The sequence below is a fragment of the Bacillus gaemokensis genome, from assembly GCF_001590835.1.
Lineage (GTDB): Bacteria > Bacillota > Bacilli > Bacillales > Bacillaceae_G > Bacillus_A > Bacillus_A gaemokensis.
In genome coordinates, this window is sequence record NZ_LTAQ01000001.1 from 21175 (window position 1) to 43007 (window position 21833).

The window sequence follows — 21833 nt, forward strand, 5'->3', positions numbered from 1 at the left end:
AAAGTTTCAGGAACTATATATTTAAACCAACTTTTTCTTTTTCAATCGTACAGTTAACTAATCTTGTATACAATGGTTTTACATATTAGACATTACAATTTTCGCACAACAAAAAAACACCTTGTTTATAACAAAGTGTTTATAAGAAATAACAATGTATTTTTTTATTACTCACATACATATATTACATAATCCATAATGCAAGTAATTACGCACTAAGGCTATTCCGTTATTGTACAGATTGTTCCATCTGCTTTGTCTTTAATCGTTGCTCCAAAACATGAATCATAAAGAGAAAATGCTCCGCCTCCCTTGTAACATGATCAGCTAGTAATGGATTAATTACACTTTTGATTTGACATGTTTGAATAAGCTCCAATCCAGCTTTTTTAAAGTTTCTCAATTCAACAGTAGCATTTTCACTATCCTTATTCATTTTCCCGATAATTGGATATGTCGGTTTTTTCTGATATAACATCGATTCAACATCCCTAGCCTGATTAAGAAGAATTTCAAAATCGTCACCAAATTTTAAAGCAGTATGAACTAAATTCCGTTCTGATTGATCAAGTAATGACGCGATAAAACGAGAGTGCTCCATCATAATTCGCAGCCAAAATACATTTTCACTAATGATTGCATCTTGAATTGGATCCATTTTTCCTTCGTTAAATTTTTGAAGCGTCCTCATAAAATATTCTGCTTCACGTGCGATATGATCTACTAATAATGGAAAGTTAAAACCACTTACCTTACAATTAATAATTAAAATTAACAGGTTTCTTTTATAATTACGGAACGCATAAACTAGCTGAATACTTTCCTCATTTAATTGTCTGACCGCTTGAACAGTTTGTGGAATAGTAAATGCCTTTTGCAAATGTCGATCAAAAAGATGAAAAAACTGTTCTACTTGTTGAATTAGATTTTTATCTTTCCGATTAAACCCTTCACTCAGAAAAAGCGCATGTTCCTTCATAATACGTAACCAAAATTTATTTTCCGTTAAGGATCTTTCAATAAAGAGTTGTTCTGTTAATGATTCTGTAGGTGCAGCTTTCAACTCTGGAGGCAAAAGCATCGCACGCTGAGGATCCATTTCAAAATGTCCCGGAATGATTTGATCTTTAGACATTATACCCTCCCCTTATCACGTAGGTGTCACTACCATGCTATATATATGAGTAAGGTATATACAATATGTTTGAAAGAAATGACTCCTTTAAAGTAAGAATATCCTATTTGTAACCAACGATAAAATGTAGAACGTGGTAATTCAAGTACATTACAAAATTCTTTTCCTGTCATTTCATTTTTTACTTTATGCCATAAACCCACCACAATATGTGGTTTCAACTCCTTTCGATTTCTAGATACTTTCCCCATACAAATAGTTTCGCCTTAAAATGTTTATTTTTTAAGTGTAGTCATTCAACTTCACTTAGTTCCTGTGATTCTTTCCCATAAGAATATTGTTTTCTAACAGGTTGTTGAAAACGATAAGTTTGATTTGTACGATACCATTTCAGCCATGTTTTAATTTCCCTTACATTTTCAACCCCTAATTTCTCCATTATAGTTCGATTAAAATAGCCTTCTTCTTTCATTTACGAGAGTGAATTTATAATATATTGGATCAATAAAGTTCCAAACCAATAATACATAACTTTTCATTTCCCTTTTGAATTTTTGATAAAACTATTTTGCATATTTGAATAAAAAACATTTAGGAAATTTTAGGATTTTTAGTGAAAAAAACCAAGAAATATTAGTATAAGTTGACATCATAAATTCCCATAAAATATCGCAACATAAATCAAGTGAAATTGAACTTAGCGTTTCTTTTTCCTAATTATTTTTACAGGGGGCAAAAAATGAATATTCTTAACTTCTTGATGTCATTATTCAATTCTGGAAGAAGAACTCAGCAAATCTTTAAACTATTTAGAAATAGACGGAATAATAATAGAGGATGGATTTTGGTTTCTTTACTAGGATTAGGAACAGTTTTTGGTGTAGTAGCAACGCGTAATTCAAATATGATGAGACCTATCCAACGTTTGTTCCAAGGTGTTCAAAATACGACAAAAACATTTATTCCATCCAAAGTAAACCTCGCAAATATGGAGTTTGCTGATGAAATTACGCCTAACAGTCAAAAGAAACAAGGTAACCAAAACCAATAAAGTAAAACTTTAATCAGTGGGGGTTTTCTTCATCCCCCATTGATTATTAGCCTTCACCAATCGGGCTTTTACGGCCAGTTTATCTCCCGCCTAACTTCTTTATTTTCACCGAATTTTGAGGTGGGAGTATTACTGCCCGTTACTGCAGGATGAACCAGGAAATAACAAATTTTCTGTATTTTATATAATAGTAAGCAAACTCCGATTTCTTTTTGTTAACTATTATTAACATTAAAAATACCAACTTTTTTCACATTTAAATGAGGCAGATATCTCATGTATTTGTCTGCCAAACTAAAAAGGATTTTTTGTATATTCCGTAAATATCTACACATATTATCCTTAGTCCGCTTGGGCTGCGGTTGTAGTATACCGTTCTGAAATAGTTAAATCGCTTGTTTAACACCTTCCTTTAAAATAAAACGCTTGTACTTCTACTTGGTACGATGACACGTACTTCATTACATCGCTTTAATTTTGCCAGTACAATCATGCATACACCTCCGATAACTCAATAATTTTGTCAATAATGCTCTGTTCGTTATTATGTAAGCACATCGATGCGACAGAGCGTAACGATTCGTGTTCGCCAATACAAATCCCCTCTTTAGCGTGCAAAAACATCGGCACATCATTCGCATCGTTGCCAAATGCGATGAATGCACCTTCTCCTATCCCCAATTTTTGTAACCCTTTCCATTTATCAATGCCCAATGGGCTTATATCAATAATTTCCTCTTGATGATGTTCATACATTCGTACAGGGAGACCATTAAGGATTCGCACTAGTCTTTCTGCATTACCATCAGGGAATAATACAACTTTCACCATTTCACCGATGCAATTAATTGATACATTAGCAGCTAATCGATTTGGATCTATGTTTTGAGAGATTGGATGATTTTCGCTACCTGTATAAGCATAATCCCAATGACTATCAATTAAATAAGCAAGATCATACTCCTCTATTAAAGAACGAATGGCATTCATTGTTAGGGCATCAAATGGTTTGACCTCAATAACTTTTCCTTCTTTCGCAACAAATGCTCCATTCCCACCAATCATTGAATAATGATGCATATGACTTGGTAGCACTGGTAGTAAATCTCTAATTGGTCTAGCAGATGCAAATATAACTTCATGTCCTCTAGCATGACAAACATCTAATGCTTGAATTATGCCTTCCGTTAATGGCTTTCCTTTGAAACAAATTGTACCATCAATATCAAAAATAAATTTCATATACATCACTCCTTTCTTTTTAATGTAAAAGAATTCTTTTATAATGAACAGGACAGATGTCCGAAAAAGGAGAACAATCATGAAAAAAATCGAAGACGAACTGCTGCTATCAACTTACTTAACGAATGAACGTATACAAAAGCTTTTTACACATCACCATCATCCCTTTCAAATCCGGCGATACGATGCGAACGAAACTGTGTTACATGAAGGGGAAGCTATTGACGGCTTATACATTCAAATGTCTGGACGTACAAAAATAACGACAAGTGTTATTACAGGAAAAGCATTATTACTTCGATTTTGTTCTGCTGTTTCCATTATGGGTGATATCGAGCTCATTCAAAATGTAGATATACAATCACATGTAAGTACCGAGGAACAAACAGATTTTATTTTTATCGATAAGCACTATGCTAAAAACAAACTGTTACATGAAGTTGCTTTTTTACAAGAGCTCGTACGCCACGTGACTTATAAACTACAAACATGCACGACCGCATCACGTATCAATTTACTTGCTTCAGTGGAAACTCGTTTTACGAGCTATTTATGCACAATAAGAAATGCCTCTAAACTATTCGGGAGAGAAATCTGCACAACAGATCATCACGAAATTGCTTCACTAATTGGTACTACAATTCGGCACTTAAATCGTGTCATTGAAAAATTAAGTGCAGCGAACACGATTTACAAAGACAATAAACAAATTATCGTCAACGACTGGAAAACTATTGAACGGCTTTCTAAAGGACTAAGATATGAATAAGGAACTAATGAAATCATCAGTTCCTTATTCATATAACTGCATTTAACCACGCTAGCAATAACTTGAACATAAAAAGATTTTACCACTGTAAATCATTAGTATTACAAAACGATACTTATCGCAAATCCATCATACCCTTTACTTCCTACCGTTTGTATTGCCGTTGATGATAGTTGCGGCTCAGATGCCAGAGCGTCGAAAAAGCTACGTACCCCTTGAACAGAGGAATCTGTACTAGAGGCGTTAACCACCTCTCCTTTGCGAACTACGTTGTCCCCTATAATTACTGTACCTTTTCGAGATAACTTGAGTGCCCAATTTAAATATTCCGAGTTGTTTTGTTTATCCGCATCAATAAAAATTAAATCAAATGGACAAACTCCCTCATCATTTAACTTCGGCAATGTTTCAAGAGCAGGTCCAATTCTTACTTCTACTAAATCGGATAGACCCGCTCTTGCTATATTCGATTTTGCAACTTCTGCGTGATGTACTTCTGATTCAAGAGTAATTAGACGACCATCAGCCGGTAAAGCTCGTGCCATCCAAATGGTGCTGTATCCTCCTAAGGTTCCAATCTCTAGTATTCTTTTAGCTCCTTGTATTAGAGCAATTAAATGAAGGAATTTCGCATGATTCGGAGCAACATCTATCGCAGGTAATCCCGCCTTAGCATTCGCTTCCAATACCCCCTCAAGAATTGAATCTACAGGTAACAATTTTCTTGTAATATATGCATCAACTTCGGTCCATTTCTTTACATTCTCCATAATAAACAGCTCCTTTCATTTTTTTGAAAATGCATTTCCTACTTTATAACTCCAAAAAATAGTTTTTCTTAATTAAAATTCTATTACCTAACTTTGAATCTAGAAGATGATATCGCTTGCTCTTTATTGAACCGATACTTGTATCAGTAACAATATCCCGGCATAGGTCGGATTTAATTCCTTTGCAAAATAAATTGCCATAAAAGAAAAGATCATCGAACCAATAACTCGACTCATAAAAAATATATAGATTCTTACTCGGATATTCGGATGCATATCCTTGAACAATTAAATTCACCTCCATATTCAGTATGCTTTGTTCAAAAGTGGAAAAAAAGGTTATAATTCAATCATAAGCGTCCCCTTTTAATATACGTCTTGAATATATGAGATAAACTGCTTCAAACAATATCCAAGGAGTAATTACATGAAAAATCAAACCTATTTTCAAATGAGGGCTTATTTTTATTCAAGAGAAGAACATCAATCAGTTATGTTTAAGCTTAAAGAACTAGAGAGTTTGTGGTATTGCACACAAAAAAATGTTAAGAGAAAGCTCAAGCAATTTGCAAGTGAAGAAAAATTAATTTATATTCCTGGTAAAGGACGAGGCAACCCATCAAAAGTGGTATTTCATTGTTCATTCCAGCAGGAAGTAGAGACGGAGGTCCTTCAGTTAATACAATGCGATAAACTAGAAGACGTCATTTTATTATTACAACTTCCCATTCCAAAAACTTGGATAACGAATGTATCTAAAGAAGTTCAAACTCTCTTTGGTATACATGTATCCGAACACACAAAAGATTTACTAAGGACCATATATACTAGAAAGCTAACTACGCTCGATCCATTATATACATCCATTACCTTCGAGACGTTTTTAATTCATCAATTAGGTGATAGTTTAGTAACCTATGACAAGGAACGCGATTTACTTCAGCCACACTTAGCTCACAACTGGGAAGGAGATAATGAGGACAAAATTTGGACTTTTCACTTAAGAAAGGGCGTACGGTTTCATAATGGACATGTATTGACGAGTGAAGATGTTAAGTATACTTTTGAACGTTTCCGCACAACCCCCTCTTCACCCCACTATTGGTTTGTTGAGGGTATAGAAAAAATTGATTGTCTTTCCCCTTTCACTATTCGTTTCAAGCTTAACCGCTCAAATCCATTTTTCCCTAGATATGTAAGTTCACATAATCTTGCTATCTTACCAATGAATGAGCCATTTGATGAAAATAAGTGGATTGGAACGGGTCCCTTCCAAATTAAGAAACGGACTGGTACAATACTGGTCTTACAAGCATTTGATGATTATTTTTTAGCTAGACCTTTATTGGATGAAATAGAAATTTATCGTGTATCCCTTGATACAACTAACTCAATGTCCTATGAGATAGACAAAAAAGAAACCAGTATGCCCCACTTACATAAACAAGATATTGAAGTCGGCTTCCATTTTATAGCGTTCAATTTCAACCGAGATACTATAGTTCAAAATGCTTCATTTCGTGAAGCAATATACCACCTCATGGATGTGAAAAGATTATGGGCTGATTTAGGACGTTCTAATCTTAAAGAATCATCCAGCTACTTTTTCTGGAAATCTAAACAACAGCAGAAAAATCCAGAACATATAAAGTTATTACTTAAAAAATCAGGATATAATGGGGAATTAATTACTGTATACACATTAGAAAAACAAAACTACATGGAGGACGCTAATTGGTTCAAAAAAGAAGCTATAAAATTAGGTCTGCGACTAGACATTAAAACCTTCACATTGGAGGAATACTATGATCCATTTCTTGAAGACGCTGATCTATTGTTCATGGGGGAAGCCTCTTCAACGGATTATCATTTATCTTTTATTGGTACATTTTTGAATAAAGCTTCAATCTTTAATCGCTTCTTATCACCAGTCCAATTAACTAATTTAAATGTTTACTTTGAAAAGATAAAACATGCAGGTAACAGAGAACATAGAGAATATTGGATAGAAGAAGCTGAGAGCTATATTCGAAAAGAAAACTTGTTCTTATTCTTATATCATCCTATTAAAAATCGCACCTTCCATCCAATGATTAAAGATATTCACTTCGAATCATTCGGCTATGTAGATTTCAGGAAGCTGTGGATTAAATAGTAGCGGTACGTCAACTTATAAGCTTTAACAATATTACAAAATAAAAAGCATGACATAAAGATTGTCATGCTTTTCTAACCCCTATTTTGACAACCACCTGTCAAAAAGAAACAAAGTTCGCTACTAGCAAATTGTATAAGAACGGAATTCTTTGAATTAGTTGCACACTTTTTTATTTCAAGCAGAGATAAGGTAGCAAACTTATTTGGGAATTATTTTTAAATTAACTTATCAGTATTTATAATGAGTTAAAAAAAGATCGTCTCTTTGACGATCCTTTTAAACTACATCTCCCGTTACTAATATAGAACGGTTTTGAAGGCTTTTGGAACGCAGACTATACGCGACCACTTTCTTCTTGTACTGTTTGACTACATCAACGTGATCGTTGTAACTGTAAACCGAAAACCTCATATCGTTTTTCCCCCTCTTCGTCTCAATGATTACTGGAGTCCCACTGCTCTGCGGGGGAAAATAATACTTCTCTAAAAATATCGCTTCGTTAAAATGATCAATGATTTGAATTTTATCTTCACCTTCTAAGCGCTTTCCATCAATGGTTACGGTGACAGCCGTGTCGTTAAGTTGTGGGTGCAATTCAAATTTACTGATAAAAGACTCCACAACAGAGGTTGGAAGACTTGACACTACTATTTTAAGACCACCGAAAAGAACTAACATAACTATAAACCAGGTCGTCATATTTTATCATCTCCGTTACATTCTAAATTCATATTATCATCGGACAGTCAGTTGATTTTTTGTACATTTTTCCATACCAATCACATACTTTAATGAGAGTAATAGTATCTATATGTCCAAAAATCAGAATTCAATTGTCAGACTATCCAAAACAAAAGTCTCATTCCTTACGGTACGAATATACTTATGAATAATCCTGTTATTTTACTTTGTTATATACATTACGATCAAATGCTGTTTAAAGTCTCCACAAATCTTGTAATTCCTACATGAATGAGGTTCGTGTCAGCTCTTCCAAAAGTAAAGCGTACGTACTCTTTTTTCGAACCCAAAACACTTCCTGGAACAAAAGCTACACCATTTTGTATAGATCTTCCTAATAAATGATGTTCATTAATTGAGTCCTGCACCTTACACCATAAATGGATTCCACCTTCTGGAACAAGAAATTCAACCCGATCACCTAAAAGTTCACCAAGACTTGTGATTAATTGATTCCTTCTCTGTTTAAGTTGTTTACGAAGCATAGAGATATGTGCATGAAAATTTTCTGATTCTAAAAATTGATTTGCTATCCATTGAGGAAAGACACTATGTCCAAAATCTACTTGCTGCTTTGCATCTGCTAAACGTTCAATGACTCGCGGAGGACCAATAACCCACCCAATTCGCAATCCAGATGCTACGATTTTCGATAATGAACTAATATATAGAACATTTCCATTAGGATCCATGGATTTTAAGGTTGGATTTACTTCTCCATTAAAAGAAGTTAAGCTATAAGGGTCATCTTCCACAATTGGTATACCAAATTCAGATGACAATTCCAAAATCTTTTTACGACGTGACAATGAAAGGACCGTTCCGGTTGGATTTTGATAATCCGGATTTAGAAATACCATTCGAATTCGGTGCTTTCTGTGTAAATCTATCAGATCATCCGGATTCATGCCATGTTGATCCACAGGTAAATGGAATATTTTTAACCCCGCAGATTTGAACATCGGAAGTGAAAAACAATAAGATGGATCCTCAATAGCAATCGCATCTCCCGGCTTAAGCAAGCATTGAACAATAAGATTAAGGGCTTGTTGCGCTCCAGATGTAATTAAAATAGAACGCGGATCAGTATCTATGTTTTTATATGTCTCAACATGTGAAGAAATTGTTTTCCTTAACATTTCATTTCCTTGTGGATGATCATAACCCAGATGTCCTGTAAATATTTGTTCTGAGAGGATGGTACGAAACTGGTCGGTTGGAAACAAATCTGGTGATAGTTCACCACTAGCCAAATTAATCAAATCATCCTTCTGAGTTTCAGTTCGAATTTGTTGAACCAGTGGCAAGTTCGGGAGAAATGAACCATCTTCTACATACCTACCCCAGTTTGGGATACGCTTACGCGATACCCCCCATATATCTGTGTTTACACGCGTTCCACTTCCTTTTGTTCGCTCTACTACCCCAAGTGATTTCAGTTCCTCGTATGCCGCTACTATCGTACTACGATTAACTTGCAACTCTTTTGCCAAAGTACGTTCCGAAGGTAACATACTATCTGAAGAAAATTCTCCCGAAGAAATCCCCCGTTCTATATAGTCAGCAATTTGTTTGTAGACCGGCGTCTTATCTGCACGATTGGGTTTCCATTCCATCTATTCCCCCCTCCCTCTTATCATCAGTTTTTTTCACTTGAAATAAAATTCAGATGTTAACTTCTGTTTGCAATATACTAAGTACTTCCATAAGAAAAACGATAAAGTTGATAAGAAAGTTAGTTTGAGAGTATTACCTTTTTAAATTTAACATAGTTTGCCCCGTTCATCCTCAGCTATGAAGATATCTATTAATTCTACAACGTGAATAGTAGTAACTAAGCATACATACAAAGCAAATTCCCGCTCCTGCCACACATTCACATACTTGAGGAATAAGACTTCTTTACGTTTTCATGAAAAGATAATACATCTTTCCATTCTTATCATAAAGAATCATTCTATGAAATAAACAGCCAATTGTATATTATTTTGACCAACCACTTCTCCAAAAATGGAAAAATTACAATACAGCAATCGCATACCACGTAACTCCTATAAGAAGGCTTAATAGAAGTAAGACATAAATAGCAGACAAGTTAGTCACATTCTGCTTCGTAGACTTACTATAATTTTCCTCAACGTTTCTTGCCACTAATACCGTTCCCAAGAGTGATACAATTACAATAATAATGACTAATGGAATTGCAAATTTCATTAGCTTTCTCCTCTCTAAAACCAGTCTATTTGAACAGAAAATCTAATCGTTAAACTTAAAATCCCCGAATGAGAACATTTGTCTAGACTAGGAATTCCATAATAACTACGTGAAGCATGTATATACAAAACACCATCTATACTTAAAAACTCAACTAAGATACTTAAAGAATACTCCCTTTATCTTTTATAATAAGGGATATTTATTAAAAAAGGACCATCCACTTTCACGACTTTTTCCTCATCCACTTTACGAGTAACAATGGTGATTTTAAGTAATTGCTATCACTAAAAAATAAAAAGAACAATACAAAAAGCAAACAACCTACTGAGTCTTTCTCATCGGTTGTTTGCTTTATATTAGCACTATGAAACATTCGGTTGTCTTGAAACCTCATCAAAAATTCTTAATATTATTGTCCAAGTAGAAAAACGATAACAAAACAAAATGAATTATCGGTTAGTCACTTCATTCTCTGTTTGAACATCTACTGGAACACGTTTACCTATTCCAAAAGCATAAAAACTAATGACAACGATAGCCAGGAAAACAACTCCTACAATAAGTGAGATCCGTGTATCTTCATTAAACCACATACCGATTAATACCATAATTAAAAAGGCAATCGTTACATAGTTTGTAACAGGCGCAAAGGGCATTTTGAAAGGATGATTGTCCATTTCAGCTCCTTTTTCTTTTCTGAATCGAATTTGACTAATCAGAATGACAAACCACGGAACCATACCAGGAAGTACACTTGCACTGTATACATACACGAATAAGTTTTTTGGTGCAATATAACTTAAAATCACGCCAATCGCTAAACCAATTAACACACCAATCGTACCGAATAAAGGCACACCGTTACGGGAAATTTTTGCAAAGTATTTTGGTGCTTGTCCATTTATTCCTAATGTATAAAGCATACGGCCAGCACTGTAAATACCACTGTTACAGCCAGACATTGCAGCTGTGATTACGACAAAGTTAATCAGTCCAGCTGCTGCTGTAATCCCAATTTTCGCAAAAGTTGCAACAAACGGGCTACCAATTGAATTTAGTTGATCCCAAGGGTAAACAGTTACAATAACAAAAATTGCACCAATATAGAAGATTAAAATACGCCAAATCGTACTTTGAATTGCTTTCGTTAACGTTTTTTTCGGGTCTTTTGCTTCCCCAGCTGTAATCCCAATTAATTCGACACCTTGATAAGCCCCAACAACTAGTGATAAAGCAAAGAAGAACCCTGACCAGCCACCCGTAAAGAAGCCACCATTTTCCCAAAGGTTAGATAATCCGATTGCCTCTCCACCGTTACCAAGTCCGAAGAAAATAAGGCCAAACCCCGCAATAATCATTAAAACAATCGTAACGATTTTAATCATCGCAAACCAAAATTCAAATTCACCAAAAGATTTAACAGAAATTAAGTTCGCTGCACCAAGAATCACCATTGTAACGATACCTGGCACCCAAGCAGGCAGATCTGGGAACCAGTACTGCATATATGCCCCAACTGCTATAATTTCTGACATTCCAACGATTACCCACTGGAACCAGTTACTCCATGCCGTCATATACCCTGCTAATGGATGTATATACTTATGACCAAATGTCGCAAATGAACCTGTACCTGGCTCTACATACAACATTTCTCCCATTGCACGCATAATGAAAAATATAAAAATCCCTGCAATTGCATAAGCAAGCATTACGGACGGTCCTGTCCATTGAATCGTGCTGGCTGAACCCATAAATAAACCAACACCAATTGTACCGCCCAAAGCAATCATCTGAATATGACGCGCTTCCAAGCCCCTCTTTAGTTCTTTGTTTTCCACTTCATTTCCCCCTCTTATGCTATTAAATCTCAAGCTGAACACTATAATACAATTTCTATTAGGTATCAAAATGATGAAGAAAGCGTCACTTTTTTCTTTCTCTTAAAAGTTGCCTCTAAAATCATTCCTAACAATTAGAAAAAATCCCCTATCTTCCTTTCATTATAAAATTACAAAATTACTTATTTTATAATAATTGATTTGTCTGAAAAATACAATTACTTTTCCTGGAAATTAATATATATATAAATTAAATACAAATAATAACTATATTAGAAACAAAAAACATCACTTCAATATAATTGAAATGATGTTAAAATGATCTAAAAATACTTCATAACTGCAGAAAACCTAGATGAATGATCATTTTTGATTGAATCTAAGGTTAAACATCGGCAGTGCAACAGGTTCAATTGTTTCAACCAATATTTACGCAAACTATGGATGGAATGGAGTATGTCTATTAGGTGCATCTGTCAGCGCTTTTGCCCTTTTATTTTGGGCAATAACCTTCCATGTGACAGATTTAAATTAGAGGAAAATAAGACCGATTTTTATGTTAGTTTAAAATTTAGTCAAATTGATACCGCGCTCTGCAAAAATAAAGTTATTTACTTTTAATAGCAATAATCTGAATTCTCCCATTGACAAATGCGGTTGATTCTAAAGATTGTTCTTTATTTACTATTACGAACTCACTTATATTTGAACCCAGAATATGTGATAAAAAAGAACTTCACTAAATTTTCCATTCAACAATTACACCCGATTGTAATGTAAAGTTGGATTAAATCAACTCTATTGACTTTAATATAAGAGCAAATAGAAAGAGCATGTTTTGAAAAAAGATTGTTCAAAACATGCTCTTATTTAATATACTGATTAACTTCTTTATGAAAAAGTTTAATTATTTTTCCTTTCCTCTTGTTTCACTAACGCACCCGTTAGTTGAACAAAAGTGTACCTTTCAGCAAAAAGCCAAAGGGTACACTTTTGTGTACAGTATTTTTCTTTTCTTAGCCGGTAATGCGTAAGCCTGTTACACGTTAGTTTGCTTATACTCTACAAATCACTTTTTTGTTTTTTTCCATTTTAAATTATTTGATTGTTACCTGCGATCTAAAAAGGAGTTCGAATGAACGCAAAGCGAGGTAATATCTTAAAGTTTGATTAATTTATTTTCTTATCGAACGACTTGTGCGAGCCGTCACAGTTGGGCTGCTTTTGAGATAGTCCACAAGTGCAATCATTTAATCCCTTTCCATTGAGAATTTGCTGCATACATTTTTCAACCCTTGACTCTCGAGTTTTGGATTGTTTGGCTTTAGAAAAATAAAGAATGTATTCTCTTTGTCGTCCCGGCGTCAATGCTTCAAAAGCAGTTTTCAAGGCAGGGATTTCATCGAATTTATTTTGAAATTCTTCAGGAATCATGAATTCTGTATTCTTTTTAAAATTCACTTCCAAACCAGCTCTTTCAACTTCAATAGCTTCATAAATATAGGCTTTTAAGATGGTTTCCATTTCAACTATTTCTTGAACATTGGTGAACCGAATCTGGCACGCCGCCTGTACATTCTCCGTTTGTTGGATTAGAGTCCCATGGGCATCCTGTAACAAGGAAACTTTGTGAAACAGAAGCGCACAATATTCTTTAAATCCATGTATTAAAACTATATTTTTTTCTCAAACGTGTAACAAGGATGCATCCACTTAAATTCTTCAGTCAGCTCACAGTCAAGAACGATATTTCTCAACTTCTCAAATTCTTCTTTCCACTTTTTGGTTTTACTTAAAAATTCATCAACCTTAGGATTCATTCTACTATTTGTCATCAAGGAACACCCCTTTTCAAATTTCCGATCAGTTGACATTCAAGAATGATCATTCTCAATTTCTCTAATTCTTGCTGTCACTTTTTAGCTTTACTTGAATATTCATCAACCTTGAATCATTTTCCATACCCAACTTGACAAGCTTGCTTGATCTTCGGGCAAGAAGGCATCTAAACAGTTAATATAGTTAAATTAACATAAATATGCAGTAAAAAAATCATCTTACCTCTAAGAAACTATTGAGGAGAGATGATTTTAATCAAACTTTATTATAAATTATCAATCTTTTTTATAAAACCACATTTCATACATTATTATTTTTTCAGTATATTAACGTAAAAACTCATTAATTCAGTGGTATTTTTCATTCTTTATACTAACTTTAAACAATACAAACAATTTTCATTACCCAGTAGCGGACTTTTTTCTCTTTGGACACTCTCCTACATCACCCGCTTAAACATCTTCTCCAGTTCATACGTCGAATGATGTACGAGGATCGGTCTACCATGCGGACATGTGTAAGGATTTGTTGTTGTACGCAGTTCTTCTAACAAGGCAAAAATTTGATCGTTCGTTAAATATTGGTTCGCTTTAATCGATGCTTTACAGCTCATCATGATTGCTGCTTCTTCACGCAGTTTTTTAATATCAACTTTTTTAAGCTTCACTACTTGCTCCATCATTTCATCGATGATTTCTGTTTCCTGTCCTTTTGGAAACCATGTCGGATGTGAGCGAACGATAAATGATTGATGACCGAATTGTTCTAGGAATAATCCTACCTTCTTTAATTCCTCTAATTGTTCTTCGACACGCAAAAATTCAGTAAGAGATAAATCGATACGATATGGTACGAGTAATTCTTGTACTTCTTGCGCTACTTGACCTACTTTATCACGGAAATATTCATAATTAATCCGCTCCTGCGCCGCGTGCTGATCAATCATATATAACCCTTTGTCATTTTGAGCAAAAATATAAGTTCCATGCATTTGTCCAATTGGATAAAGCGGTGGTAGATCGTTTCCGTTCATTTCGATATCTTGAATTTCTTCTAATTCCTCTAATTCAAAATCTTCATCGCTACTATCCCATTCTTTTTCTTCTTGAATAGACTCTTCGATTATCGGTTTAGACGGTTGCCAACTGCTTTCTTCTCTTACTAGAGACTCTGGAGGCTGCCATTCTTGCTTTGGTGGTTGCCAAAGTAAGTTCCTGGTTTTTTCTTGGACTTCTTCTTGCTTCTCATCCATTCCAGTCGGTAAAACGATATTTGGCATTGTTGGTTCTTTCGGTTTTGCATGCTCGAACTGGAACTGCTCTTGTACACTTTCATCTTTTTCTTTTTTCTTCGTTGTGACTCCAGCGTCCGGAATTAACTGGATCTTTTTAAAAGCATCCTGCAACGTCTTTTCAATCAATTGCAGCAGTTCCTGTTCTTTACTGAACCGTACCTCTAGCTTCGCTGGATGAACGTTTACATCAACTAACATTGGGTCCATTTCAATCGATAAGAAACCAATTGGATAACGTCCAACTGGAAGTAATGTATGATACCCTTGCTGCACAGCTTTCATTAATACATAGTTCCGAACGTAACGACCATTTACAATCGTTGACATATAGTTACGAGATGCTCTTGTTACTTCAGGTAACGTTACATACCCACGAATGGTAAAGTCTAACGATTCCACTTCAATTGGGATCAGTTTTTTCGCCACTTGAATGCTATAAATGGCTGCGAGTACTTGTCTAACATCACCATTTCCTGATGTATGAAGTAATTTTTTCTCATTATGGAACAATTTTAAAGATACTTCTGGATGTGACATCGCAATGCGATAAACAATATCCGTAACATTCCCAAGCTCTGTATGAATTGTTTTCATATATTTAAGGCGTGCTGGTGTATTAAAAAACAAGTTTTGAACTGTAATATCTGTTCCTTTACGGCTCGCAGTCTTTTCTTGCTTAATAATGTCTCCGCCTTTAATAATAAGATGCGTACCAGGTACATCACCAGTGCTTGTAATTAGCTCTAATTCACTAACAGATGCAATACTCGGTAATGCTTCCCCGCGGAAACCGAGCGTTCGTATGCGAAACAAATCATTTTCATCTTTAATTTTGCTTGTTGCATGTCGTTCAAAAGCAACGATGCAATCTTCTTCAGCAATGCCATCTCCATTATCGATGATACGAATTTTCGATAATCCAGCTTCTTCTAAGTGGATTTCAATAGATGTACTATTCGCATCGATGGAATTTTCCACAAGTTCTTTTACAACGGAAGCAGGTCGTTCTACTACTTCCCCTGCTGCGATTAAGTTAGAGAGTTGATCATCGAGTTTGCGAATTTTCCCCATCTACTTCCTCATCCCTTCTTTAACTTTTTTTGTAACCGATACAATTCATTTAACGCTTCTAGAGGCGTCATATCAAGTAAATCAATTTTTTTAATCTGCGTTAATACAGCTGTTTCTTTTTGATCAAGCGCTAGCTTGTCTTGTTTTTGCGCTGACTGTTCTGTGGCAAAGAAAGATAGCTGCGATTCTGCAGGTTCTTCTTTTTTCTCTAGCAGCAGTGCCTCAGGTTCTTCTTTTACAACTACTGGTTCTTGAGCATTTTCTTCTTGTACTTTAACTTCTACTCGTTTTGGAATGATGATTTCTTCTTGCCCCTCTAGCTGCGCTAATACTTCTTTCGCACGAGTAATCAAGCTATCTGGAAGCTCTGCAAGTTGTGCAACATGAATACCATAACTTTTATCCGCTGCTCCATCTTGAATTTTATGCAAGAAAACAACTTTTCCGTTTTCTTCAATAGCTGAAACATGTACATTTTTAAGCTGAGTTAAACTTTCTTCTAAGATTGTTAATTCATGATAATGTGTTGAGAATAATGTTTTCGCCCCAATTTGATCATGAATATGTTCAATAATTGCTTGCGCAAGTGCCATCCCATCATACGTTGATGTACCGCGTCCAATTTCATCAAATAAAATTAAACTTCTTTCTGATGCATTCGCAATTGCATTTTTCGCTTCTAACATTTCGACCATAAACGTACTCTGACCTGAAATTAAATCATCTGCCGCGCCAATCCTTGTAAAGATTTGATCAAAGACTGGTAGTACTGCTTCTGACGCTGGTACAAAACAACCAACTTGCGACATAACTGTAACAAGCGCTAATTGACGCATATACGTACTTTTACCAGACATGTTTGGACCTGTAATTAAAAAGACATCCATATTTTCTGGCATTACACAATCATTCGGAACATATAATTTTCCGTTTAACACTTTTTCCACAACGGGATGGCGGCCATCCTTAATAAAGATTTCACGCTTATCTGTTAAAATCGGTTTTACAAATTGCTCTTCTTCACTAACTGTGGCAAAGCTTTGAAGTACATCTAATTCACTAATGACTTTTGCTAAATGCTGTAATTTGGGAATAAACACTTTTACTTCTTCACGAAGTGCTGTGAATAAATCATACTCTAGCTGTACAATTTTTTCTTCCGCTTCTAAAATCAATGTTTCTTTTTCTTTTAATTCATCTGTGATAAAACGCTCTGCATTTGCAAGCGTCTGTTTACGCTCATAGCGCCCTTCTGGAAGTAAAGAAAGGTTCGCTTTTGTCACTTCGATATAGTAGCCAAAAATACGGTTGTAACCAATCTTTAACGATTTAATCCCTGTAATATCACGCTCACGTTTTTCAAGTTCTGCGATCCATGTTTTCCCATTTTTACTCACATAACGATATTGATCTAGTTTGTCATTATAACCATCTTTTATAATATCCCCATCCTTAATAGAAAGTGGTGGATTTTCTTGAATACTTCTGCCTAGTAACTCTGTTAAACTTTCACATGGATCCGCACCTTGAATTAACCTTGCAGCATATGAATTATCTAATAAACTAACTGCCTCTAAAATAGCTGGTACTTGCAAGAGTGAACGTCTTAATTGTAATAAATCACGTGCATTAACGTTGCCGTATGCAACTTTTCCTGCTAAACGCTCTAAATCATAAACTTCTTTTAGTTTTTCTTTCAGATCCTCACGTAAGAAGTAATCATTTACAAACGTTTCAACCATTTCTAAACGTTCTTCAATTTTTCCTTTTTGTATAAGTGGACGCTCCATCCACTGTTTTAACATACGTCCACCCATTGCTGTTTTCGTTTTATCTAACAACCATAAAAGAGAACCGGTTTTCTCTTTAGTTCGAATTGTTTCCGTTAACTCTAAATTACGTTTTGAATGAACATCAATTTTCATAAATTGATTTGTATAATAAATATCTACTGGTTGCAAGTGATCCAATGAACGTTTTTGAGTTCGTAATACATAGTTAAATAAGCGCCCAACTGCTTTAACTAATTTCGTTTGCGTTACATTTTTAACAAGATGTTCTAACCCTTCAGGGATTTTCGTCTCATCTTCATACGAAATTGTCATTTTCAATGTTTCCGTCAACTTATTTAACTCGTCTTTTGAAAACGTAGAGGCCACAACAATTTCTTTTGAGCCTGTCGCATAAACCTCCAATAAAACATCTTCTACAGTACCTGTTAATAATGTCACAGTATTTTGCCCTGTTGTTAAATCATTACAAGCTAGCGCATAAGATCCATCTTCAAAATGAGTTAACGCAGCTAAAAAATTATTTTCTTTCTCATCAATCGTGCGTCCTTCCATCATCGTTCCGGGCGTAATTAATTGTACAACTTCACGCTTTACAACACCTTTTGCTGTTTTTGGGTCTTCTACTTGTTCACAAACCGCAACCTTATATCCTTTTTCAACGAGCTGTTCAATATAGTTTTTTGCCGCATGATGCGGGACACCACACATTGGTATACGTTCACTACTTCCACCATCTCGGCTTGTCAGTGTAATTTCAAGTTCATGAGCTGCCTTTACAGCATCCTCAAAGAACATTTCATAAAAATCTCCTAGTCGAAAAAATAAAAAGGCATCTTGATAATCTGCCTTGACCTTTAAATATTGTTGTATCATAGGGGTATACTGAGCCATTTGTTTCCTCCATACTTCATAAAAATGTGCTATATATTATACGCCGTACTTCACGGACATTCTTATCTCCACTTATAGGAGTCTCCCTTCATTATAACATACTTTTCAAGTGAAATAATTCCTTTTGGCACCACTTATATTATATAAAAAAGCTAGGAAGAGTCTCTCCCTAGCTCACTATTATTCCTCTTCTGCGTCTACAATAAAGTTTGGATCTAACTCTTCAAATTCATCATCATCAACTGCAAATTCACCATCGTCTTCTGGACACCCTTCTGGATTTACACTAACACAAATTTTTGTTTCACCAACAACTTCTGTTACAAATTCACGCTCTACTGTTACTACAATTTTGTTACCGTTTGGTGAAATAATTGCTTCTAAACAGTTTGGATGCTGAATCACACGAGCAATAATCTCTAGATCTTCACCTGAAAAGTTTTTATCACGATATCCAATATTCACCTCGTCTGTATAACTAACACGCTCTGTTACAACTTCCGTTTTTGTGTTTTCATCAAATGAGTACCATGTATTCACATCATAGAACCCTTCGATTTCTACTAATTTCCCATTCTTTCTCGCTTCATATGTGTGATTAATTACCCAACATCCGAGAATGCTTGTTGGTTCATGATTTGATTCACATGTATTCGTTGATTTTGTATACTTACGTCCTTTTCCAACTACTGCCTTTGTAATAATCTCTCTGAATTCGGACATTTAAAACCCTCCTCAATCGATATTCACTTAATCATATGCGTGACAATAGCGGAATGTGTCATTCTTTTTTTACAAAACAATATGTATCTTGAGTAAAAATAAAAAAAGAGATGTCAATAAGACACCTCTCTTAGCAACCGCAGTTCCCTTTTTTACTCTCTACTTCAGCACCTGTTTCTCCTTTTAAAACATTCCCACCAGTTGAAATTAAAATTTCATCTGTTACGTTGTTGGAAATGGTACTCGCTACAAGTTGGAGTAAGTCATTTACATATGTTTGTGAAGACTTGAATTCCTGTACAACCGGAATGCTATCAAGCTTATCTTGAAGAGCATCAATCTCCGCCTCTACTTTTTTCAAGGCCTCCCATTTTCCATAATGTTGTAAGTTTACCGCTTGTTTTTGCAATACTTTAATTTCATCAATTGCATGTTTTACATTTTCATTTTTATGAATTTGCGCCTCTGCACGTTTAAAAAAATCCACTTCTTCTGTTGCAGAAATCATTTTTGCTAATTCTTTTGCTTGTTCCACGATTTCATCTTTTGTATATACTTTCATCTATTATTTCACCCCAATCGGCTCCTCAACCAGTTCCCCGTTTAGAGACCAAGTTTTTGCTTCTTTTACCTTTACTTTTACAAGCTGACCAATTGTAGATTTTGGAGCGATGAAGTTTACAAGTTTATTAGTACGCGTATAACCCGCAAGTACTTCGGGATTATTCTTACTCTCTCCATCCACCAACACTTCAACAATTTGCCCTTCATATTTCTTATTCTTTTTTATAGAATATTCATTTACTAATGTATTTAAACGTTGCAGGCGCTCTTTTTTCACTTCCATCGGTACGTTATCTTTCATTTTTGCAGCAGGCGTACCTTCTCGTGGTGAATAAATAAATGTAAATGCACTATCAAATCCCACTTCTCGATATAAAGACATTGTTTCCTCAAACTGTTCATCGGTTTCATTTGGGAAACCAACAATAATATCAGTAGTCAACACTGCATTTGGAATCGCCTTTTTAATTTTACGTACAAGTTCTAAATAATGTTCTCTTGAGTATTTACGCGCCATAATTTTGAGCATATCTGTACTCCCAGATTGCACTGGTAAGTGGATATGTTCAACTAAGTTACCACCTTTTCCAAGAACCTCAACTAAGCGATCATCAAAATCACGCGGATGACTTGTTGTAAAACGGATACGCGCTATGTCGATTTTACGAAGTTCCTCCATTAAATCGCCAAGACCATATTCTAAATCTTCAAAGTCTTTACCATATGCGTTTACGTTCTGACCAAGCAATGTGATTTCTTTATAACCATTTGCCGCTAAATGGCGAATTTCACTAATAATATCTTCTGGGCGACGACTTCTCTCTTTCCCACGTGTATACGGTACAATACAATATGTACAGAATTTATCACATCCATACATAATATTCACCCATGCTTTAATATCGCCACGGCGTACTTTCGGAAGGTTTTCAATTACGTCACCTTCTTTTGACCAAACTTCAACAACTGTTGCTTTTGAGAACATCGCATCTTTTAAAATGTAAGGTAATCGATGAATATTATGTGTACCGAATACCATATCTACATGTTGATTTTTTTGCATAATTTTGTTTACAACAGATTCCTCTTGAGACATACAACCACATACACCGATTAGAAGATCCGGATTTCGTTGTTTTAACGGTTTTAAATGACCCAGTTCCCCAAACACTTTATTTTCAGCGTTTTCACGAATGGCACAAGTATTTAATAGAATCACATCTGCATCTTCTGTTGAAAATGTCGGTTCATATCCAAGCGTTGTAAAAATACCAGCCATTACTTCTGTATCATGCTCATTCATTTGACATCCATATGTACGGATATAAAACTTTCTTCCTGCACCAAAGTTGCGAAATTCATCTGGTAAACCAAAGTCACGCTCGATTTTCACTTCTTCTTTCCCGCGCTTTTTCGCATCTTTCAAGGAAGGTGGCTGATATACACTTTCAAAGTACTTGCTATAATCTTTTTCTTCTTTTTTCATAGAAGAATTTGCTTGTTGACTTGCTAATCGTTGCTCTTCGTTCATGGGTAATCTCCTTTCAACCTTAAACTATACACACTCTACAGTCCATTCTAATGGCGATAAGACCCATCTTAAAGATTAGGATAGTTCGAAAAACCTCTTCCCCTTTGAACTTTGATACATCGAGTTCACCATCTGTAAGAATATAGTCTTCTCCCACCGATGGACATTCCCTTTTTGTTGTTTTAACCTTGTCCTTGTAAAAA

The 21833-nt window shown here is 35.1% G+C and carries 15 protein-coding genes and 4 pseudogenes; 4 read left to right on the forward strand and 15 right to left on the reverse strand.

Annotation, left to right across the window (positions count from 1 at the left end; translation table 11 throughout):
• Window positions 1–229: 229 nt before the first annotated feature.
• Together AZF08_RS00115 and AZF08_RS29560 are read right to left on the reverse strand one after the other, a co-directional pair.
• Window positions 230–1135, reverse strand: coding sequence for a DUF2935 domain-containing protein (locus tag AZF08_RS00115; RefSeq protein ID WP_033678532.1), 906 nt, complete (start codon window positions 1133–1135; stop codon window positions 230–232).
• 107 nt (window positions 1136–1242) lie between these two features.
• Window positions 1243–1607 (reverse strand): annotated as a pseudogene (locus AZF08_RS29560) (IS3-like element ISBt2 family transposase); the annotation flags it as partial.
• A gap of 267 nt (window positions 1608–1874) precedes the next feature.
• Here AZF08_RS29560 and AZF08_RS00130 point away from each other — a divergent pair.
• The gene (locus AZF08_RS00130; RefSeq protein WP_033678528.1) at window positions 1875–2186 is read left to right on the forward strand and encodes a hypothetical protein; all 312 of its coding nucleotides are present in this window, start codon (window positions 1875–1877) and stop codon (window positions 2184–2186) included.
• Between the two features lie 489 nt (window positions 2187–2675).
• Here the strand turns inward: AZF08_RS00130 and AZF08_RS00135 are convergent, their stop codons facing one another.
• Entirely contained in the window at window positions 2676–3428 is a 753-nt protein-coding gene (locus tag AZF08_RS00135; RefSeq protein ID WP_033678956.1) for an HAD-IIB family hydrolase, read from the reverse strand.
• A 79-nt stretch (window positions 3429–3507) separates the two neighbouring features.
• Here AZF08_RS00135 and AZF08_RS00140 point away from each other — a divergent pair, with 79 nt between their 5' ends.
• Window positions 3508–4197, forward strand: a complete 690-nt coding sequence (locus AZF08_RS00140; protein ID WP_033678955.1) for a Crp/Fnr family transcriptional regulator — start codon at window positions 3508–3510, stop codon at window positions 4195–4197.
• A 101-nt stretch (window positions 4198–4298) separates the two neighbouring features.
• On the opposite strand, the gene AZF08_RS00145 is transcribed toward AZF08_RS00140, so the two are convergent.
• Both AZF08_RS00145 and AZF08_RS31015 read right to left on the reverse strand, forming a co-directional pair.
• Window positions 4299–4967: an O-methyltransferase gene (locus AZF08_RS00145; protein ID WP_033678954.1), complete on the reverse strand. Its 669-nt coding sequence runs from the start codon at window positions 4965–4967 to the stop codon at window positions 4299–4301.
• 126 nt (window positions 4968–5093) lie between these two features.
• Window positions 5094–5255: pseudogene (locus AZF08_RS31015) on the reverse strand (MDR family MFS transporter); the annotation flags it as partial.
• A gap of 139 nt (window positions 5256–5394) precedes the next feature.
• Between AZF08_RS31015 and AZF08_RS00150 the strand changes: the two are divergent.
• Window positions 5395–7122 carry an ABC transporter substrate-binding protein gene (locus AZF08_RS00150; protein WP_033678953.1) on the forward strand — a complete coding sequence of 576 codons (1728 nt, stop codon included), beginning with the start codon at window positions 5395–5397 and terminating at the stop codon, window positions 7120–7122.
• 279 nt (window positions 7123–7401) lie between these two features.
• Here AZF08_RS00150 and AZF08_RS00155 read toward each other — a convergent pair whose 3' ends face one another.
• The 4 genes from AZF08_RS00155 to AZF08_RS00170 all read right to left on the reverse strand — a co-directional run bounded on the left by AZF08_RS00155 (window position 7402) and on the right by AZF08_RS00170 (window position 11924).
• Complete coding sequence (locus tag AZF08_RS00155; protein WP_033678952.1) at window positions 7402–7824, reverse strand: YfmQ family protein; 423 nt, start codon at window positions 7822–7824, stop codon at window positions 7402–7404.
• A 227-nt stretch (window positions 7825–8051) separates the two neighbouring features.
• Window positions 8052–9482 (reverse strand): MocR-like pyridoxine biosynthesis transcription factor PdxR, encoded by a 1431-nt coding sequence (gene pdxR, locus AZF08_RS00160; protein WP_033678951.1) that lies wholly within the window; start codon window positions 9480–9482, stop codon window positions 8052–8054.
• A gap of 403 nt (window positions 9483–9885) precedes the next feature.
• Window positions 9886–10080 (reverse strand): hypothetical protein, encoded by a 195-nt coding sequence (locus tag AZF08_RS00165; RefSeq protein ID WP_033678950.1) that lies wholly within the window; start codon window positions 10078–10080, stop codon window positions 9886–9888.
• Window positions 10081–10532: 452 nt separating this feature from the next.
• Complete coding sequence (locus AZF08_RS00170; RefSeq protein ID WP_033678949.1) at window positions 10533–11924, reverse strand: amino acid permease; 1392 nt, start codon at window positions 11922–11924, stop codon at window positions 10533–10535.
• 388 nt (window positions 11925–12312) lie between these two features.
• Between AZF08_RS00170 and AZF08_RS29565 the strand changes: the two are divergent.
• Window positions 12313–12459 (forward strand): annotated as a pseudogene (locus AZF08_RS29565) (MFS transporter); the annotation flags it as partial.
• Window positions 12460–13094: 635 nt separating this feature from the next.
• Here the strand turns inward: AZF08_RS29565 and AZF08_RS00175 are convergent.
• From AZF08_RS00175 to miaB, 6 genes and pseudogenes are all read right to left on the reverse strand, one after another.
• Window positions 13095–13759 (reverse strand): annotated as a pseudogene (locus AZF08_RS00175) (YdeI/OmpD-associated family protein).
• 443 nt (window positions 13760–14202) lie between these two features.
• Entirely contained in the window at window positions 14203–16128 is a 1926-nt protein-coding gene (gene mutL, locus AZF08_RS00180; RefSeq protein ID WP_033672010.1) for a DNA mismatch repair endonuclease MutL, read from the reverse strand.
• A gap of 8 nt (window positions 16129–16136) precedes the next feature.
• A complete protein-coding gene (gene mutS / locus AZF08_RS00185; protein ID WP_033672011.1) occupies window positions 16137–18812 on the reverse strand; it encodes a DNA mismatch repair protein MutS in 2676 nt (891 codons plus the stop codon).
• 180 nt (window positions 18813–18992) lie between these two features.
• A complete protein-coding gene (cotE, locus tag AZF08_RS00190) occupies window positions 18993–19535 on the reverse strand; it encodes an outer spore coat protein CotE (protein ID WP_033672012.1) in 543 nt (180 codons plus the stop codon).
• Window positions 19536–19665: 130 nt separating this feature from the next.
• Complete coding sequence (locus AZF08_RS00195; RefSeq protein ID WP_033672013.1) at window positions 19666–20097, reverse strand: RicAFT regulatory complex protein RicA family protein; 432 nt, start codon at window positions 20095–20097, stop codon at window positions 19666–19668.
• A gap of 3 nt (window positions 20098–20100) precedes the next feature.
• Entirely contained in the window at window positions 20101–21630 is a 1530-nt protein-coding gene (miaB, locus tag AZF08_RS00200; RefSeq protein WP_033672014.1) for a tRNA (N6-isopentenyl adenosine(37)-C2)-methylthiotransferase MiaB, read from the reverse strand.
• Between the last annotated feature and the right edge of the window lie 203 nt (window positions 21631–21833).

What these genes read in the sequence shown, in the direction of transcription:
- AZF08_RS00115 (WP_033678532.1), bottom strand. Translation starts at nt 1,135, where the DNA reads ATGTCTAAAGATCAAATCATTCCGGGACATTTTGAAATGGATCCTCAG.
- AZF08_RS00130 (WP_033678528.1), top strand. Translation starts at nt 1,875, where the DNA reads ATGAATATTCTTAACTTCTTGATGTCATTATTCAATTCTGGAAGAAGA.
- AZF08_RS00135 (WP_033678956.1), bottom strand. Translation starts at nt 3,428, where the DNA reads ATGAAATTTATTTTTGATATTGATGGTACAATTTGTTTCAAAGGAAAG.
- AZF08_RS00140 (WP_033678955.1), top strand. Translation starts at nt 3,508, where the DNA reads ATGAAAAAAATCGAAGACGAACTGCTGCTATCAACTTACTTAACGAAT.
- AZF08_RS00145 (WP_033678954.1), bottom strand. Translation starts at nt 4,967, where the DNA reads ATGGAGAATGTAAAGAAATGGACCGAAGTTGATGCATATATTACAAGA.
- AZF08_RS00150 (WP_033678953.1), top strand. Translation starts at nt 5,395, where the DNA reads ATGAAAAATCAAACCTATTTTCAAATGAGGGCTTATTTTTATTCAAGA.
- AZF08_RS00155 (WP_033678952.1), bottom strand. Translation starts at nt 7,824, where the DNA reads ATGACGACCTGGTTTATAGTTATGTTAGTTCTTTTCGGTGGTCTTAAA.
- pdxR (WP_033678951.1), bottom strand. Translation starts at nt 9,482, where the DNA reads ATGGAATGGAAACCCAATCGTGCAGATAAGACGCCGGTCTACAAACAA.
- AZF08_RS00165 (WP_033678950.1), bottom strand. Translation starts at nt 10,080, where the DNA reads ATGAAATTTGCAATTCCATTAGTCATTATTATTGTAATTGTATCACTC.
- mutL (WP_033672010.1), bottom strand. Translation starts at nt 16,128, where the DNA reads ATGGGGAAAATTCGCAAACTCGATGATCAACTCTCTAACTTAATCGCA.
- mutS (WP_033672011.1), bottom strand. Translation starts at nt 18,812, where the DNA reads ATGGCTCAGTATACCCCTATGATACAACAATATTTAAAGGTCAAGGCA.
- cotE (WP_033672012.1), bottom strand. Translation starts at nt 19,535, where the DNA reads ATGTCCGAATTCAGAGAGATTATTACAAAGGCAGTAGTTGGAAAAGGA.
- AZF08_RS00195 (WP_033672013.1), bottom strand. Translation starts at nt 20,097, where the DNA reads ATGAAAGTATATACAAAAGATGAAATCGTGGAACAAGCAAAAGAATTA.
- miaB (WP_033672014.1), bottom strand. Translation starts at nt 21,630, where the DNA reads ATGAACGAAGAGCAACGATTAGCAAGTCAACAAGCAAATTCTTCTATG.